Source organism: Actinosynnema sp. NPDC091369 (assembly GCF_044757065.1).
Classification (GTDB): domain Bacteria; phylum Actinomycetota; class Actinomycetes; order Mycobacteriales; family Pseudonocardiaceae; genus Actinosynnema.
In genome coordinates this window covers 432656-447056 of record NZ_JBIVUG010000006.1, presented here as the reverse complement: position 1 = coordinate 447056, position 14401 = coordinate 432656, and the positions used below count along the sequence as shown (strand labels likewise).

Sequence of the window (14401 nt, the reverse complement as noted above, 5' to 3'; positions counted from 1 at the left end):
TTTCGTCAGAGCGCGGACTCGTCCCGCAGCGCCGCGATCTGCTCGGTGGAGTACCCGAGTTCGCGCAGGACTTGCCCGGTGTGCTCGCCGAGAGAGGGCACGGGGGCGGGCGTCCAGTCCCAGGCCGTGGAGTCCACGGGAGGGCGCAGGGCGGTGATCCGGCCGTGGGGCACGTCGACGGGGGTCTGCCGGGCGCGTGCCGTGAGCTGCGGGTGGTCCGGCAGGTCGGTGACGCTGCGGGTCAGGGCGGCGGGCACGTCGGCCCCGTCCAGGGCGTCGAGCAGCGCCTGGGTGGTCCAGGCGGTGAAGTCGAGTTCGGCGTGCAGGGCCGGCCGGTGGGCCACGCGGGACGCGACCGTGGTGAAGCGGGGGTCGTCGGCCAGGTCCGGGCGGCCGAGCAGGTCGCACAGGCGACGCCACTGCGGGTCGTTCTGCACGGCCAGGTGGACTGTGCCGTCGGCGCAGGTGAACGGGCCGTAGGGCGCGATGCTGGGGTGGTGCGCGCCGGTGCGCGGAGCGGCCCGGCCGGTGCCCGCGGCGTAGAGCATGGGCTGGTGCATCCACTCGGCCATCGCGTCGAAGAGGGACAGGCCGAGGGTGGCGCCCTCGCCGGTCCGGGCGCGGTGCAGCAGGGCGGCCAGCACGGCGGAGTGCAGTTGGACGCCCGCGGCGATGTCGGCCACCGAGATCCCGGCCCGCGCGGTGACGTCACCCTCGCCGGTGAGGTCGATGAGGCCGGTCTCGGACTGGACCAGGGCGTCGAACGCCTTGCGCGACGCGTACGGGCCCGAGTCGCCGTAACCGGAGAGCTCGCCGATGACGAGGTCGGGCTTCAGCCGGCGCAACGAGTCGGCGTCCACGCCGAGGCGGCGGGCGGCGGCGGGGGAGAGGTTGCACAGGACCACGTCGGCGGTGGCGACCAGGTCGTGCAGCACCCGGGTGGCGGCCGGGTGCTTGAGGTCGAGCGTGACCGACTGCTTGCCGACGTTGGTCCAGGCGAAGTAGGACGAGACCTCGCCGCACGTGGTGTCGTAGTGGCGGGCGAAGTCACCCCCGTCCGGGCGTTCCACCTTGATCACGCGGGCGCCCAGGTCCGCCAGGAGCCGGGTGGCGTACGGCACGGCCACCGCCTGTTCGAGGCTGACGACGGTGACGTCGTCCAGCGGTCTCATGCGGTGATCCGCTGGTGGCCCGTGTAGACGTTCATCGAGTCGCCGCGCACGAAGCCGACCAGCGTCACGCCCTGCTCCTCGGCCAGGTCGGCGGCCAGCGACGACGGGGCCGAGACCGCGGACAGGACCGGGACGCCGGCCATGGTCGCCTTCTGCACCAGCTCGAACGACGCCCGCCCGGAGACCATCAGCACGGTGCCCGCCAGCGGGACCTTGTTGTTGAGCACGGCCCAGCCCAGGACCTTGTCCACGGCGTTGTGCCTGCCCACGTCCTCGCGGACGACCAGCGCCTGGCCGGTGGTCGTGAACAGGCCCGCGGCGTGCAGGCCGCCCGTGGCGGCGAAGACCTTCTGGCGCTTGCGCAGCTCGTCCGGCAGGGCGGACAGCACGTCCACGTCCACGGTGGAGCGGTCGTCGGCCGGGGAGTGCTGGGTCTTCAGCTTCACCGCGTCCAAGGCCGCCTTGCCGCACACGCCGCACGACGACGTGGTGTAGAAGTTGCGCTCCACGCCGGTGTCGGGTGGCGGCACGCCGTCGGCGAGGGTCAGGTCGAGCACGTTGTAGGTGTTCAGGCCGTCCGGGCCGGTGCCCTCGCAGAAGCGGGCGACCGAGATGTCCTCCAGGCCGCGGATGACGCCTTCGCTGAGCAGGAAGCCGTGCGCCAGCTCCACGTCGTGACCCGGCGTCCGCATCGTCACGGTGAGTGCCTTACCGCCTACGCGCAGCTCCAACGGCTCCTCGGCGGCCAGCGCGTCGACCCGTTTGCGCGACGTTCGTCGCGCATACGTGACCACTGGGCGACGCACGGTGACTCGCCCCATCGCGAAACTCCTTCTCTTGGCTAAGTTTTTTCGCAAGCCACTCACCAGGTTACGGAGGTGTCGGGCAGTGGGTTTCCTGGACCGCTCTCGCACGATCGCCCCACCGGGGTGGAACCGCTGGTTGATCCCGCCCGCCGCGCTGTCGGTGCACCTGGCCATCGGTCAGGCGTACGCGTGGAGCGTGTTCAAGCCGCCGTTGGAAGGGGCGCTGGGCCTCACGGGGACGCAGAGCGCGCTGCCGTTCCAGCTGGGGATCGTGATGTTGGGGTTGTCGGCCGCGTTCGGCGGCACGCTCGTCGAGCGCAAGGGGCCGCGGTGGGCCATGTTCGTGTCCGCCACCTGCTTCTCGTCCGGGTTCCTGATCTCGGCGCTGGGCGCGTGGACGCAGCAGTACTGGCTGGTGGTCGTCGGCTACGGGTTCGTCGGCGGCATCGGGTTGGGCATCGGGTACATCTCGCCGGTGTCCACGCTGATCAAGTGGTTCCCCGACCGGCCGGGCATGGCCACCGGCATCGCGATCATGGGCTTCGGCGGCGGCGCGCTGATCGCGTCACCGTGGTCGGCGCAGATGCTGGAGTCGTTCGGGCGGGACAGCGGCGGCATCGCGCAGGCGTTCCTGGTGCACGGCGTGGTCTACGCGGTGTTCATGTCGGTGGGCGTGCTGCTGGTCCGGGTGCCCGCGGAGGTCGCCGAGCGGGAGGTGGTCCGTTCGGCGGCCAACGTGTCAGTGGTCAACGTGTCCGCGCGCAACGCGCTGCGGACGCCGCAGTTCTGGTGCCTGTGGGTGGTGCTGTGCTTCAACGTCACGGCGGGCATCGGCATCCTGGAGAAGGCGTCGCCGATGATCCGCGACTTCTTCGCCGACACGTCCACGCCGGTGGCGGCGGGCGCGGCGGCCGGGTTCGTGGCGCTGCTGTCGCTGGCGAACATGGTCGGCCGGATCGCGTGGTCGTCCACATCGGACCTGGTGGGCCGCAAGAACGTCTACCGGCTGTACCTGGGCGTGGGCGCGGTGACGTACCTGGTGCTGGCGCTGGCCGGTGACGCCTCGAAGCCGCTGTTCGTGGTGTGCGCCATGCTGATCCTGTCGTTCTACGGCGGCGGTTTCGCGACGGTCCCGGCGTACCTGAAGGACCTGTTCGGCACGTACCAGGTGGGCGCGATCCACGGCCGGTTGCTGACCGCGTGGTCGCTGGCAGGCGTGCTCGGGCCGTTGATCGTGAACGCGATTGCCGACGGGCAGAAGGCGGCCGGGAAGTCCGGGCCCGACCTCTACGCGGCGTCGCTGTTCATCATGATGGCGTTGCTGCTGGTCGGGTTCGTGGCCAACGAGCTGGTGCGGCCGGTCGCGGCCAAGTACCACGAGCCCGAAGTGGAGGCGGTCCGGTGAACCGGCGCTGGGTGGTCGTGTTCGCGTGGCTCTGGGTCGGCGTGCCGCTGGCCTACGGGCTGGTCGAGCTGATCCGCAAGGTGACGGCGTTGTTCACTGGTTAGAGTCGGCCGGGTGGATACCTACGACGTGGTGGTGGTCGGCGGCGGGCACAACGCGCTGGTGGCGGCTGCCTACCTGGCGCGGGCGGGCCGCACGGTGCTGGTGCTGGAGAAGCTGGACCACGTCGGCGGCGCGGCGGTGAGCGAGGAGGCGTTCCCGGGCGTGCCGGCGCGCCTGTCGCGGTACTCGTACCTGGTCAGCCTGCTGCCGGACCGGATCGTGGCGGACCTCGGGCTGCGCGTGGCGCTGCGGTCGCGGTCGGCGTCGTCGTACACGCCCGGCGGTGACCTGCTGGTGGAACGCGTGCCGGGCGAGGCGACCGCGGCGTCGTTCCGGGCGCTGACCGGGTCGGACGCCGAGTGGGAGCGGTGGCGCCGGTGGTACGACGACCTGGAGGTGCTGGCCGAGGCGTTGTCGCCGACGATGCTGGAGCCCCTGCTGTCCCGGGAGCACGCACGGCTGCGGGTCGACTCCGCGGCCCGGATGCGGCTGTGGGACCAGGTGGTGGAACGGCCGCTCGGCGAGACGCTGGAGGAGCTGTTCGCCGACGACGTCGTGCGCGGCGTCGTCGCCACGGACGCGTTGATCGGCACGCACACGTCGTTGCACGACCTGAAGGCCAACCGGTGCTTCCTCTACCACGTGATCGGCAACGGCACGGGCGAGTGGCAGGTGCCGGTGGGCGGGATGGGCGCGGTGACCGGCGAGCTGTTGCGGGTGGCCCGGGAGGCCGGCGCGGAGGTCGTGACGCGGGCCGAGGTGACGCGGGTGGAGGCGGACGGCGTCACGGGCGAGGTCGAGTACGACGGGCGCACCGTGGGCGCGAAGTTCGTGCTGTCCGGCGTCGCACCGTCCACTCTGGACCGACTGCGCGGACGCCCGGCCCGGTCGGTCGCCGAGGGCTGCCAGGTCAAGGTGAACATGCTGCTGGAACGGCTGCCCCGGTTCCGCAGCGGCGTCGACCCGCGGGTGGCGTTCGCCGGGACGCTGCACGTGGACGAGTCCTACGGGCAGCTGGAGACCGCGTACCGGGAGAGCGCCGCGGGACGGGTGCCGTCGGTGCTGCCGTCGGAGATGTACTGCCACACGTTGACCGACCCGTCGATCCTCGCACCGGAGCTGGTCGGACGCGGGTGGCACACGCTGACGTTGTTCGGGCTGCACACCCCGGCGGCGTTGTTCGAGCAGGACAACGCCGGGCTGCGGGACGAGCTGGTCGGCCGGTACCTGGCCGGGCTGAACGCCCACCTGGCCGAGCCGATCGAGTCGTGCCTGGCGCGGGACGCCGACGGCGAGCCGTGCCTGGAGGCCCGCACACCGCTGGATCTGGAGGCGGAACTGGGCCTGCCGCGCGGCAACATCTTCCACGACGAGCTGGCGTGGCCGTTCGCCGAGGAGGAGGACGAAGTCGGCCGCTGGGGCGTGGAGACCGACGTGCCGAACCTGTTCGTGTGCGGCGCGGGCGCCCGTCGCGGCGGCGGGGTCAGCGGCATCGCCGGCCACAACGCGGCGATGGCCGTGCTGGAGCGCTGACCCTCAGAGGGCGGCGAAGAGGGTGTCGACGAGCTGCCGGGCCCGGTCGTCGGTGGCGTCGGTGGTGACGGTGATCTCGACCGTGCCGGCGCGGGCGACGACCGCGGTGCGGACCACCTCGCCCGTGACGGCGGTGGCGCGGTAAGCCTCGTCGTGGAAGCCGGGCAGGTCGGTGATCCCGCTGTGGTCGCGGCGGCCCTCGGCGAACGACGCGGCGTCCGCGCCGGTCTCGAAGCGGACCTCGGCGGTGCCGCCGCCGTACGCGCAGCGCACGACGTTGCCGGTGATGGTCTGGCGCGGCCCGTTCAGCCGCAGGTCCAGGGCCTTGCCGACGACGTCCGGGGGAGCGTCCTCGCAGTTCACGCCGGCCGAGTCGGTCGGCGTCGGTGACGGTGGCGGCTCGACGGCGGGCGTGGCCGTGCACGCGCAGAGCGCGAGCAGCGCCATGGGGAGCACGGTCCTCATCACGTGCGTAGGTTCGCCCGAACGGCCGTCGCCGTTACCCGTGCGTACATCAAGATAGCTTTCTAAAGGAACCTTGCTAAAGGAACCTTGATATGGGTACCGTGGTCACGTGGCCGATGACGGAGTAGAGCTGATCCGGGATCCGAAGACGCTCCGGGCGCTCGCGCACCCGCTGCGGTGGAAGCTCCTCGACGTGCTGGCCAGCTACGGGCCGTCGACCGCGACCCGGTGCGCGGAGCTGCTGGGCGAGAGCGTCGCCAGTTGCTCCTACCACCTGAACATGCTGGCCCAGTACGGGTTCGTGGCCGAAGTGCCCGGCAAGGGCAGGCAGAAGCCGTGGCGGCTGGTGCGCCGCGAGCAGAGCTGGTCGTCCATCGGGATGGACGACGAGGCCGCGCTCGCCGCCGAGGCCGCCGGTGACGCGTTCCTGGAGAAGGAGTTCGCGTCGATTCGCGAGCGCTTCCGGATCAAGGACCGCGAACCGCTGGAGTGGCGCGAGCAGATGGGGACGTTCGCGACCACCGAGTTCCTGACCACCGAGGAGGCGGCCGAGCTGCACACCCGGATCGCCGAGCTCTTCAAGCCCTACGCCGACCGGCACGAGGACGAGGCCGCCCGGCCGGAAGGCGCGCGTCCGGTGCGCTTCTTCCTGGCCACCACCGTGGCACCACGCCGCGACTAGGGGGGAAACCATGCCGCACGACGACCTGCTGCTCGCCGTGGCGATGCAGCGCATGCACGACGACCAGCACGCCGCCGCGAGCCACCGACTGGCCGGGAGCAAGCGCTTGCGCGCGCTGAGCGGTCGGATCCGGCTCGACTGGCGCGTGGTGCGGGACCAGCGCGTGCTCGTGGCCAGCGTCGGGTTCTCCTGGCGCCGGGCCGCGGGCTGACGGCTCAGTCGACCTTCTCCAGCCGCACCACGATCGACTTCGACGTGGGCGTGCCCGACACGGTGGCCGTGGAGTCCAGCGGCACCAAGGAGTTCGCCTCCGGGAAGTACGCCGCCGCGCAGCCCTTCGCCGTCGGGTAGGCCACCACCCGGAACCGCTCGGCACGCCGTTCCGTGACGCCGGTCGGGTCGTCGGGCCACTCGCTGACCAGGTCCACGTGCTGCCCGTCGAGCAGGTCGAGCGCGTCGAGGTCCTCGGGGCTGACGAACACGACCCGCCGGCCGTCCTTCACGCCCCGGTAGCGGTCGTCCAGGCCGTAGATCGTGGTGTTGTACTGGTCGTGGCTGCGCATGGTCTGGAGCAGCAGCCGACCCCTCGGCACCCGCAGCACGGTGAGGTCGTTGGCCGAGAAGTGCGCCTTGCCGGACCGGGTGCCGGTGAACTCGCGGGCGTCGCGCGGCGCGTGCGGCAGCACGAAGCCGTCCGGCCGGCGCACCCGCGCGTTGTAGTCGTCGCAGCCGGGCACGACCCGCGCGATCCGGTCGCGGATCAGGTCGTAGTCCTTCTCGAACTCCTCCCACGGCACCGGGTGGTCCGGCCCCAGCACGGCCCGCGCCAACCGGCACACGATCGAGACCTCCGACAGCAGCCGGTCACTGGCCGGGGCGAGCCGGCCGCGGGAGCGGTGCACGACCGACATCGAGTCCTCGACCGTGACGAACTGCTCGCCGGTGTGCTGGAGGTCGCTCTCCGTGCGGCCCAACGTGGGCAGGATCAGCGCCGTGCGGCCGTGCACCACGTGCGACCGGTTCAGCTTGGTCGACACGTGCACGGTCAGGTCCAGCTTGCGCATGGCCGCCTCGGTCACCGCCGTGTCCGGGGTGGCCGCGACGAAGTTCCCGCCGACGGCGAAGAACACCTTCGCCGCGCCGTCGCGCATGGCCCGGATGGACGCCACCGTGTCGAACCCGTGCTTGCGCGGCACGTCGATGCCGAACTCGGTCTCCAGCGCGGACAGGAACTTCTCCGGCATCTTCTCCCAGATGCCCATGGTCCGGTCGCCCTGCACGTTCGAGTGGCCGCGCACCGGGCACAGGCCCGCGCCCGGCTTGCCGATCATGCCGCGCAGCAGCGCCACGTTCGCGATCTCGCGGATCGTCGGCACGGAGTGCTTGTGCTGCGTCAACCCCATGGCCCAGCAGAAGATCGTGCGCCGGGACTCCGCCAGCATCCGGGCGAACAGCTCGACCTGGGCCCGCGGCAGGCCGGTGGCCGCGTCGACCGATTCCCAGTCCAGCCGCCGCACGTGGTCGGCGTACTCGGCGAACCCCTCGGTGAAGCCCGCCACGAACTCGGTGTCCACCGCGTCCCACGACAGCAGCAGGTTGCCCGCGGCCTGGAACAGCGCCTGGTCGCCGCCCAGCCGGATCTGCAGGAACTCGTCGGCCAGCTTCGTGCCCGCGCCCACCAGCCCGCGCACGTTCTGCGGGTTCTTGAACCGCAGCAACCCCGCCTCCGGCAGCGGGTTCACCGCCACGATCTTCGCTCCGCCGCGCTTGGCCTCCTCCAACGCCGACAGCATCCGCGGGTGGTTCGTGCCCGGGTTCTGGCCCACCACCACGATCAGGTCGGCGCGACCGAAGTCGTCGATGCTCACCGAGCCCTTGCCGATGCCGGTCGTCTCCGACAGCGCCGCGCCGGACGACTCGTGGCACATGTTCGAGCAGTCCGGCAGGTTGTTCGTGCCGAACGAGCGCACCAGCAGCTGGTAGAGGAACGCGGCCTCGTTGCTGGTGCGGCCGGACGTGTAGAACACGGCCTCGTCGGGGCTCGCCAGGCCGGTGAGGTGCGAGGCGATCAGCGAGAACGCGTCGTGCCAGTCGATCGGCTCGTAGTGCGTGGCGCCCTCGCGCAGCACCACCGGCTCGGTGATGCGGCCCTGCTGGCCCAGCCAGTAGTCGGTCTTGCCGGCCAGCTCGGCGATCGGGTGCGCGGCGAAGAAGTCCGGGCCGACGCGCCGCCTGGTCGCCTCCTCGGCCACCGCCTTCGCGCCGTTCTCGCAGAACTCGGCCAGCTTGCGGTGCCCCTGCGGCTCCGGCCACGCGCAGCCGGGGCAGTCGAAGCCCTCGCGCTGGTTGAGCAGCTTCAACGTGGTCGCGGTCCGCGCCACGCCCATCTGCTCCACGCCGCGCCGCAGCGACACGGCCACGCCGGGGATGCCCGCCGCCCACCGCTTGGGCTCGCTCACGTCGAGCTGCGACTCGTCGATGTCCTGCCGGGGCGGGTTGCGGTCCATACCCCATATTGTGCCGCCGGCGCACCCCGCGCGAGCGCGCCGGCGGTCTGTCCGATCGCCGGTCGCGCCGGGGCGACGCGGGACCGCCGGCACGGGCCCCAAGGGGTTGTGAACGGCCCGTGCCTTCGGCGTCCTCACCTGCGACGATCCCGGTGATCAACGTCAATTGTGATCGGCGCCACTTCAGCGCGAATCGTCCGAACGGGTAACGTGGGTTTAACTTGCCGTTCCCCTGGGGACCAAGACCCGAACCGGGCCGGCGCCGAGGCGTCCGGACCTGCGGTCTCAGTCCGGGCAGCCGTCGGCCGGGGACGACGGTGAGCCGAGGTCGAAGTCCACGCCCGGGGGTGCGGACGGGTCGGTGAACGCGGGCGCCAGGTAGCCCCGCTTGGCGCTCGAACACGCGATCGAGTGCAGCGAGCCCAGTGACGCGTCCGCCCACAGCCCCTCGACACCGGGACTGCCCGTGCGCAGCGAGTAGCGCACCTGGAACCGCGCCAGCGCCACCACGTCCAACGGCCCGCGCACCTCCTCCGGCCGGTCCGGCGCGAACGCGTAGGCGAACGCGTAGTCCGTCCGCACCGCCAGCTCGCCCTCCGGTCCCACCTCGGCGACCATCTCGCCACGCACCTTCGGCTCCACCTCGGCCAAGCGCGCGCCCCGGTCCACCCGGGTCGCCACCAAGGCCGCCTCACCGTCGTTGCGGCCGTCGAACAGCACCCGCAACGACTCCCTCAGGTCCGGCGCGAACAGCCCGAACAGCGGCTCCAGGTCGTGGTCGCGCACCACCCGCGGGTCCAGCCGCGCCGTCACCACCGCCTCGCGCACCCGCTCGTACGCACCCGCCACCTGCTCCGCCGAGAACGGACCGACCTGCGCGGCCCCGGGAACCGCAACCCCGGCCGCACCGTCCGCCCACGACGCCGCCGACGTGCCCGCGAACGGCTCGTCCAGGTCCACCGGGCGCTGCCCGGCCGGCGCGCCGGACTCCGACGCCACGACCGCCCACGCCAGCAGCACCGCCGCCACCGCGATGGCCGACCCGACCCAGAACCGCCGCCGCGGCCGGCGCGGCAACGACCGCAGCCGCCGCACCCTGGCCTCGCGCTCGGCCCGCCGCACGGCGTCCCGCGCCCACCCGGCGTCCCGCAGGTCGGGGTGGTCCTCGATCCGGTACTCGTCCACGTTCCCCCCCAGCTCGTCAACCGTCACCCAAGGCGTTACCAGCTATCACCCGGGAAGTCGATACGGGACGGTCCAGAGCGCGCTAGCAGGTATCTGGTTAGAAGTCGATACCCGCGCCTCCGTAGACTTCGACCGTGACTGAGACCCCCACCGCACCGCAGCGCTCCGAACTCCCGCCGGCGTGGAACCCGGCCGAGGTAGAGGCCGGGCTGTACGAGCGGTGGGTCGAGCGCGGCTACTTCACGGCCGACGCGACCAGCGACAAGCCGCCGTTCTCCATCGTGCTCCCGCCGCCGAACGTCAACGGCAGCCTGCACATGGGCCACGCGCTGAACCACAGCATCATGGACGCGCTCACCCGCCGCCGCCGCATGCAGGGCTACGAGGTGCTCTGGCTGCCCGGCACCGACCACGCGGGCATCGCCACCCAGACCGCCGTCGAGCGCGCCCTCGCCGGCGAGGGCAAGTCCCGCCACGACGTGGGCCGCGAGAAGTTCGTCGAACGCGTCTGGGAGTGGCGCGACGAGGTCGGCGGCAGGATCCTCGGCCAGATGCGCCGCCTCGGCGACGGCGTCGACTGGACCCGCGTCCGCTTCACCATGGACGAGGGCCTGTCCCGCGCCGTCCAGACCATCTTCAAAAAGCTCTACGACGACGGCCTGATCTACCGCGCCGAGCGCATCATCAACTGGTGCCCGCGCTGCCAGACCGCGCTGTCCGACATCGAGGTCGACCACTCCGACGACGACGGCGAGCTCGTCTCCATCCGGTACGGCTCCGGCGAGAACTCGATCGTGGTCGCCACCACGCGGGCCGAGACGATGCTCGGTGACACCGCCGTCGCCGTGCACCCCGAGGACGAGCGGTACAAGCACCTGATCGGCACCGAGGTCGAGGTGCCGCTGACCGGCCGCTACGTGCCGATCGTCGCCGACGAGCACGTCGACCCGAAGTTCGGCACGGGCGCGGTCAAGGTCACCCCCGCGCACGACCCGAACGACTTCGAGATCGGCCAGCGGCACGACCTGCCCGCGCTCACCGTCATGGACGGCCGCGGCGTGATCACCGCGCACGGCCCGTTCGAGGGCCTCGACCGCTTCGAGGCGCGTCCGGCGGTCGTCGCCGCCCTGCGCGAGCAGGGCCGGATCGTGGCCGAGAAGCGCCCGTACCAGCACTCCGTCGGCCACTGCTCGCGCTGCGACACCGTGATCGAGCCGCGCCTGTCGATGCAGTGGTGGGTGAAGGTCGCCCCGCTCGCCGAGGCCGCCTCCGCCGCCGTGCGCGACGGCCGCACCACCATCCACCCGCCGGAGCTGGCCAAGCGCTACTTCGACTGGGTCGACAACCTCAACGACTGGTGCATCTCGCGGCAGCTGTGGTGGGGCCACCGCATCCCGGTCTGGTACGGCCCGAACGACGAGGTCGTGTGCGTCGGTCCGGACGACGAGGCGCCCGGCGAGGGCTGGGTGCAGGACGAGGACGTGCTCGACACGTGGTTCTCGTCCGGCCTGTGGCCGTTCTCCACGCTCGGCTGGCCCGAGCAGACCGCCGACCTGGCCAAGTTGTACCCGACCAGCGTGCTGTCCACCGGCTACGACATCCTGTTCTTCTGGGTCGTCCGGATGATGATGTTCGGCCTGTACGCGATGGACGGCAAGCAGCCGTTCGACCACGTGTTCCTGCACGGCCTCATCCGCGACCAGTTCGGCAAGAAGATGTCGAAGTCGCGCGGCAACGGCATCGACCCGATCGACTGGATGGACGCCTACGGCGCCGACGCCACCCGGTTCACGCTGCTGCGCAGCGCCAACCCCGGCTCGGACATGGCGCTGGCCGACGAGTGGGCGGCGGGTTCCCGCAACTTCACCACGAAGCTGTGGAACGCCTCCCGGTTCGCGCTCAACAACGGCGCCACCGTCGAGCGGCCGCTGCCGCCGCGCGAGGAGCTGACCGACGCCGACCGCTGGATCCTCGACCTGCTCGACGGGCTCGTGACCGAGGTCGACGGCCACTTCGAGGCGTTCCAGTTCGCCAAGCTCAGCGAAGCGCTCTACCACTTCACGTGGGACGAGTTCTGCGACTGGTACCTGGAGCTGGCCAAGGTCCAGCTCGCCGAGGGCGGCGCGCGCGCCGACGCCACCCGGTCCGTGCTCGGGCACGTGCTCGACGTGGTGCTGCGGCTGCTGCACCCGCTGACGCCGTTCATCACCGAGACGCTGTGGACCACGCTGACCGGTGGCGAGTCGCTGGTGGTGGCGGACTGGCCCAAGCCGACCGGCACCGCGCGCGACGAGGTCGCCGCCGAGCGGGTCGAGGGCCTGAAGAAGCTGGTCACCGAGATCCGCCGGTTCCGCTCCGACCAGGGCCTCAAGCCCGCGCAGAAGGTCGCGGGCAAGGTGCGCGGCGCGTGCTGCGTCGACCTGACCGACCAGGTGCCCGCGGTGCGGTCGCTGACCCGGATGACCGAGCCCGGCGACGACTTCGCCGTCAGCGTCTCGCTCGACGTCGGCCTGCCCAAGGGCACGGTCAAGGTCGAACTGGACCTGTCCGGCGCGGTGGACGTGGTCGCCGAGCGCAAGCGGCTGGCCAAGGACCTGGCCGTGGCCGAGAAGGAACGCGCCCAGTGCGAGGGCAAGCTGGGCAACGCCGCGTTCCTGGACAAGGCGCCGGCGGACGTGGTGGCCAAGATCCAGGCCAGGCTGGCGGCGGCCAACGCCGAGATCGACCGCATCCACGCCCGCCTGGAGACGCTGCCGCAGGACAACGCGTGACCGGGTTCGAGACGGGCGCGCTGGAGGAGCTCCGACAGGTCGAGTCGGAACTCAACACCCGCTGGCCCGAGACCAAGATCGAGCCGAGCCTCGACCGCATCCGCGCGCTGGCCGACATCCTGGGCGACCCCCAGGCGTCGTACCCGGTGGTGCACATCGGCGGCACGAACGGCAAGACGTCCACGTCGCGGATGGTCGACGCGCTGCTGACCAGGATCGGCCTGCGCACCGGCCGCTACACCAGCCCGCACCTGCAACTGGCGACCGAGCGGATCAGCGTCGACGGCGCGCCGATCAGCCCCGAGCGCTACGTCGAGATCTACCGCGACATCGAGCCGTACCTGTCGATCGTGGACGCGCGCGGCGACGTGCCGATGAGCAAGTTCGAGGTGCTCACCGGCATGGCGTTCGCCGCGTTCGCCGACGCGCCCGTGGACGTGGGCGTGATCGAGGTCGGCATGGGCGGGTCGTGGGACGCGACCAACATCGCGGACGGCCGGGTCGCGGTCATCACGCCGATCGGCCTGGACCACGTCGAGTACCTCGGCGGCGACCTGGCCGGGATCGCGCAGGAGAAGGCCGGGATCATCAAGCCCGGCGCGGTCGCGCTGCTGGCCAAGCAGGACCCGGCCGCCGAGCAGGTGCTGCTGCGGCGGTGCGCCGAGGTGGACGCCACGGTCGCCCGGCTCGGCTCCGAGTTCGGCGTGATCCAGCGCGACGTCGCCGTGGGCGGCCAGATGCTGCGGTTGCAGGGCCTCGCCGGCGAGTACGACGAGGTCTTCCTCCCGCTGCACGGCGCGCACCAGGCGGCGAACGCGGCCCTCGCGCTGGCCGCCGTGGAGGCGTTCTTCGGCGCGGGCCCGGACCGGCAGCTCGACGTCGAAGCCGTCCGCGAGGCGTTCGCCACCGTGACCTCGCCCGGCCGCCTGGAACGCGTCCGCACCGCGCCCACCGTGCTGGTGGACGCGGCGCACAACCCGCAGGGCGCCGAGGCGCTGGCGAAGGCGCTGGACGAGGAGTTCGGCTTCCGCAAGCTGGTCGCCGTGGTCGGCGTGATGCAGGAGAAGGACGCGGTCGGCATCCTCAGCGCGCTGGAGCCGGTCGTGCAGGAGGTCGTGCTGACCTCGAACTCCTCGCCGCGCGCCATGGACCCCGACCTGCTCGCGGGCGTGGCCATCCCGATCTTCGGCGAGGACCGGATGGTCGTGCAGCCGCACCTCGACGACGCGATCGAGGAGGCCGTGCGGCTCGCCGAGGAGAGCGACGACGGCGACATCGTGTCCGGCGGCGGCGTCGTGGTGACCGGCTCGGTCGTCACGGCGGGCGACGCGCGCGCCCTGTTCGGCAAGGAGCCGTCGTGACCTCACCCGCCCCGCAGCCGGCGCCCGCGCCCAAGAAGGACCCGATGAAGTCCTTCCGCGGCATCATGGCGGCCACGCTGATCCTGGAGGTGATCGTCGTCGCCCTGGCGCTGCCGGTGGTCGCGAAGCTGGGCGGCGGGGTCGGCAGCGGCGCCGGGTACCTGGTGCTCGGGCTGATCGTCGCGCTGATCGGCACGTGCGCGCTGCTCAAGCGCCCGTGGGCGGTGTACCTGATCGCGGCGATCCACGTCGTGATGGTCGGCTCGTTGTTCGTGCTGACCGCGCTGGGCGCCATCGGCGTGGTGTTCGCCCTGGTGTGGGTGTACCTGCTCTGGTTGCGGCATGACGTGGCCAAGCGCATGGCCGAGGGTCGGCTGCCCAGCCAGCAGGGGTAGCCCGCCTCAGGTCAAGT

Annotated in this window: 13 protein-coding genes; 8 read left to right on the top strand and 5 right to left on the bottom strand. The window is 71.8% G+C overall.

Annotated features, from left to right (window positions below; genetic code table 11):
* Positions 1-5 precede the first annotated feature (5 nt).
* Positions 6-1172 (bottom strand): CaiB/BaiF CoA transferase family protein, encoded by a 1167-nt coding sequence (locus ACIQMJ_RS25325; RefSeq protein WP_499763463.1) that lies wholly within the window; start codon positions 1170-1172, stop codon positions 6-8.
* On the bottom strand, positions 1169-1993 hold the full coding sequence (gene fdhD / locus ACIQMJ_RS25320) for a formate dehydrogenase accessory sulfurtransferase FdhD (RefSeq protein ID WP_499763462.1): 825 nt from the start codon (positions 1991-1993) through the stop codon (positions 1169-1171). The genes ACIQMJ_RS25325 and fdhD overlap by 4 nt, the downstream gene beginning before the upstream one ends.
* A 67-nt stretch (positions 1994-2060) precedes the next feature.
* Here fdhD and ACIQMJ_RS25315 point away from each other — a divergent pair, with 67 nt between their 5' ends.
* Genes ACIQMJ_RS25315 through ACIQMJ_RS25305 form a run of 3 tightly spaced genes read left to right on the top strand, consistent with a single transcriptional unit; the run spans position 2061 to position 5018 of the window.
* Positions 2061-3383 (top strand): OFA family MFS transporter, encoded by a 1323-nt coding sequence (locus tag ACIQMJ_RS25315; protein ID WP_499763461.1) that lies wholly within the window; start codon positions 2061-2063, stop codon positions 3381-3383.
* Positions 3380-3487: an MFS transporter small subunit gene (locus ACIQMJ_RS25310; RefSeq protein WP_499763460.1), complete on the top strand. Its 108-nt coding sequence runs from the start codon at positions 3380-3382 to the stop codon at positions 3485-3487. The genes ACIQMJ_RS25315 and ACIQMJ_RS25310 overlap by 4 nt, the downstream gene beginning before the upstream one ends.
* A gap of 10 nt (positions 3488-3497) precedes the next feature.
* Entirely contained in the window at positions 3498-5018 is a 1521-nt protein-coding gene (locus tag ACIQMJ_RS25305) for a phytoene desaturase family protein (RefSeq protein WP_499763459.1), read from the top strand.
* Positions 5019-5021: 3 nt separating this feature from the next.
* Here ACIQMJ_RS25305 and ACIQMJ_RS25300 read toward each other — a convergent pair whose 3' ends face one another.
* Positions 5022-5483, bottom strand: coding sequence for a hypothetical protein (locus ACIQMJ_RS25300; RefSeq protein ID WP_499763458.1), 462 nt, complete (start codon positions 5481-5483; stop codon positions 5022-5024).
* 109 nt (positions 5484-5592) lie between these two features.
* On the opposite strand from ACIQMJ_RS25300, the gene ACIQMJ_RS25295 reads away from it, so the two are divergent.
* Together ACIQMJ_RS25295 and ACIQMJ_RS25290 are read left to right on the top strand one after the other, a co-directional pair.
* Positions 5593-6165, top strand: a complete 573-nt coding sequence (locus tag ACIQMJ_RS25295; protein WP_499763457.1) for an ArsR/SmtB family transcription factor — start codon at positions 5593-5595, stop codon at positions 6163-6165.
* A 10-nt stretch (positions 6166-6175) separates the two neighbouring features.
* Positions 6176-6376, top strand: coding sequence for a hypothetical protein (locus ACIQMJ_RS25290; RefSeq protein ID WP_499763456.1), 201 nt, complete (start codon positions 6176-6178; stop codon positions 6374-6376).
* Positions 6377-6380: 4 nt separating this feature from the next.
* Here ACIQMJ_RS25290 and ACIQMJ_RS25285 read toward each other — a convergent pair whose 3' ends face one another.
* Both ACIQMJ_RS25285 and ACIQMJ_RS25280 read right to left on the bottom strand, forming a co-directional pair.
* Positions 6381-8672, bottom strand: a complete 2292-nt coding sequence (locus ACIQMJ_RS25285; protein ID WP_499763455.1) for an FdhF/YdeP family oxidoreductase — start codon at positions 8670-8672, stop codon at positions 6381-6383.
* Between the two features lie 285 nt (positions 8673-8957).
* Positions 8958-9884 (bottom strand): hypothetical protein, encoded by a 927-nt coding sequence (locus ACIQMJ_RS25280; RefSeq protein WP_499763454.1) that lies wholly within the window; start codon positions 9882-9884, stop codon positions 8958-8960.
* Positions 9885-9991: 107 nt separating this feature from the next.
* Between ACIQMJ_RS25280 and ACIQMJ_RS25275 the strand changes: the two genes are divergently transcribed.
* From ACIQMJ_RS25275 to ACIQMJ_RS25265, 3 genes are read left to right on the top strand one after another with little or no spacing between them, the layout of a single operon-like run.
* The gene (locus ACIQMJ_RS25275; protein WP_499763453.1) at positions 9992-12628 is read left to right on the top strand and encodes a valine--tRNA ligase; all 2637 of its coding nucleotides are present in this window, start codon (positions 9992-9994) and stop codon (positions 12626-12628) included.
* A complete protein-coding gene (folC, locus tag ACIQMJ_RS25270) occupies positions 12625-13989 on the top strand; it encodes a bifunctional tetrahydrofolate synthase/dihydrofolate synthase (protein WP_499763452.1) in 1365 nt (454 codons plus the stop codon). The genes ACIQMJ_RS25275 and folC overlap by 4 nt, the downstream gene beginning before the upstream one ends.
* Positions 13986-14384 (top strand): DUF4233 domain-containing protein, encoded by a 399-nt coding sequence (locus ACIQMJ_RS25265; protein WP_499763451.1) that lies wholly within the window; start codon positions 13986-13988, stop codon positions 14382-14384. The genes folC and ACIQMJ_RS25265 overlap by 4 nt, the downstream gene beginning before the upstream one ends.
* Positions 14385-14401 lie beyond the last annotated feature (17 nt).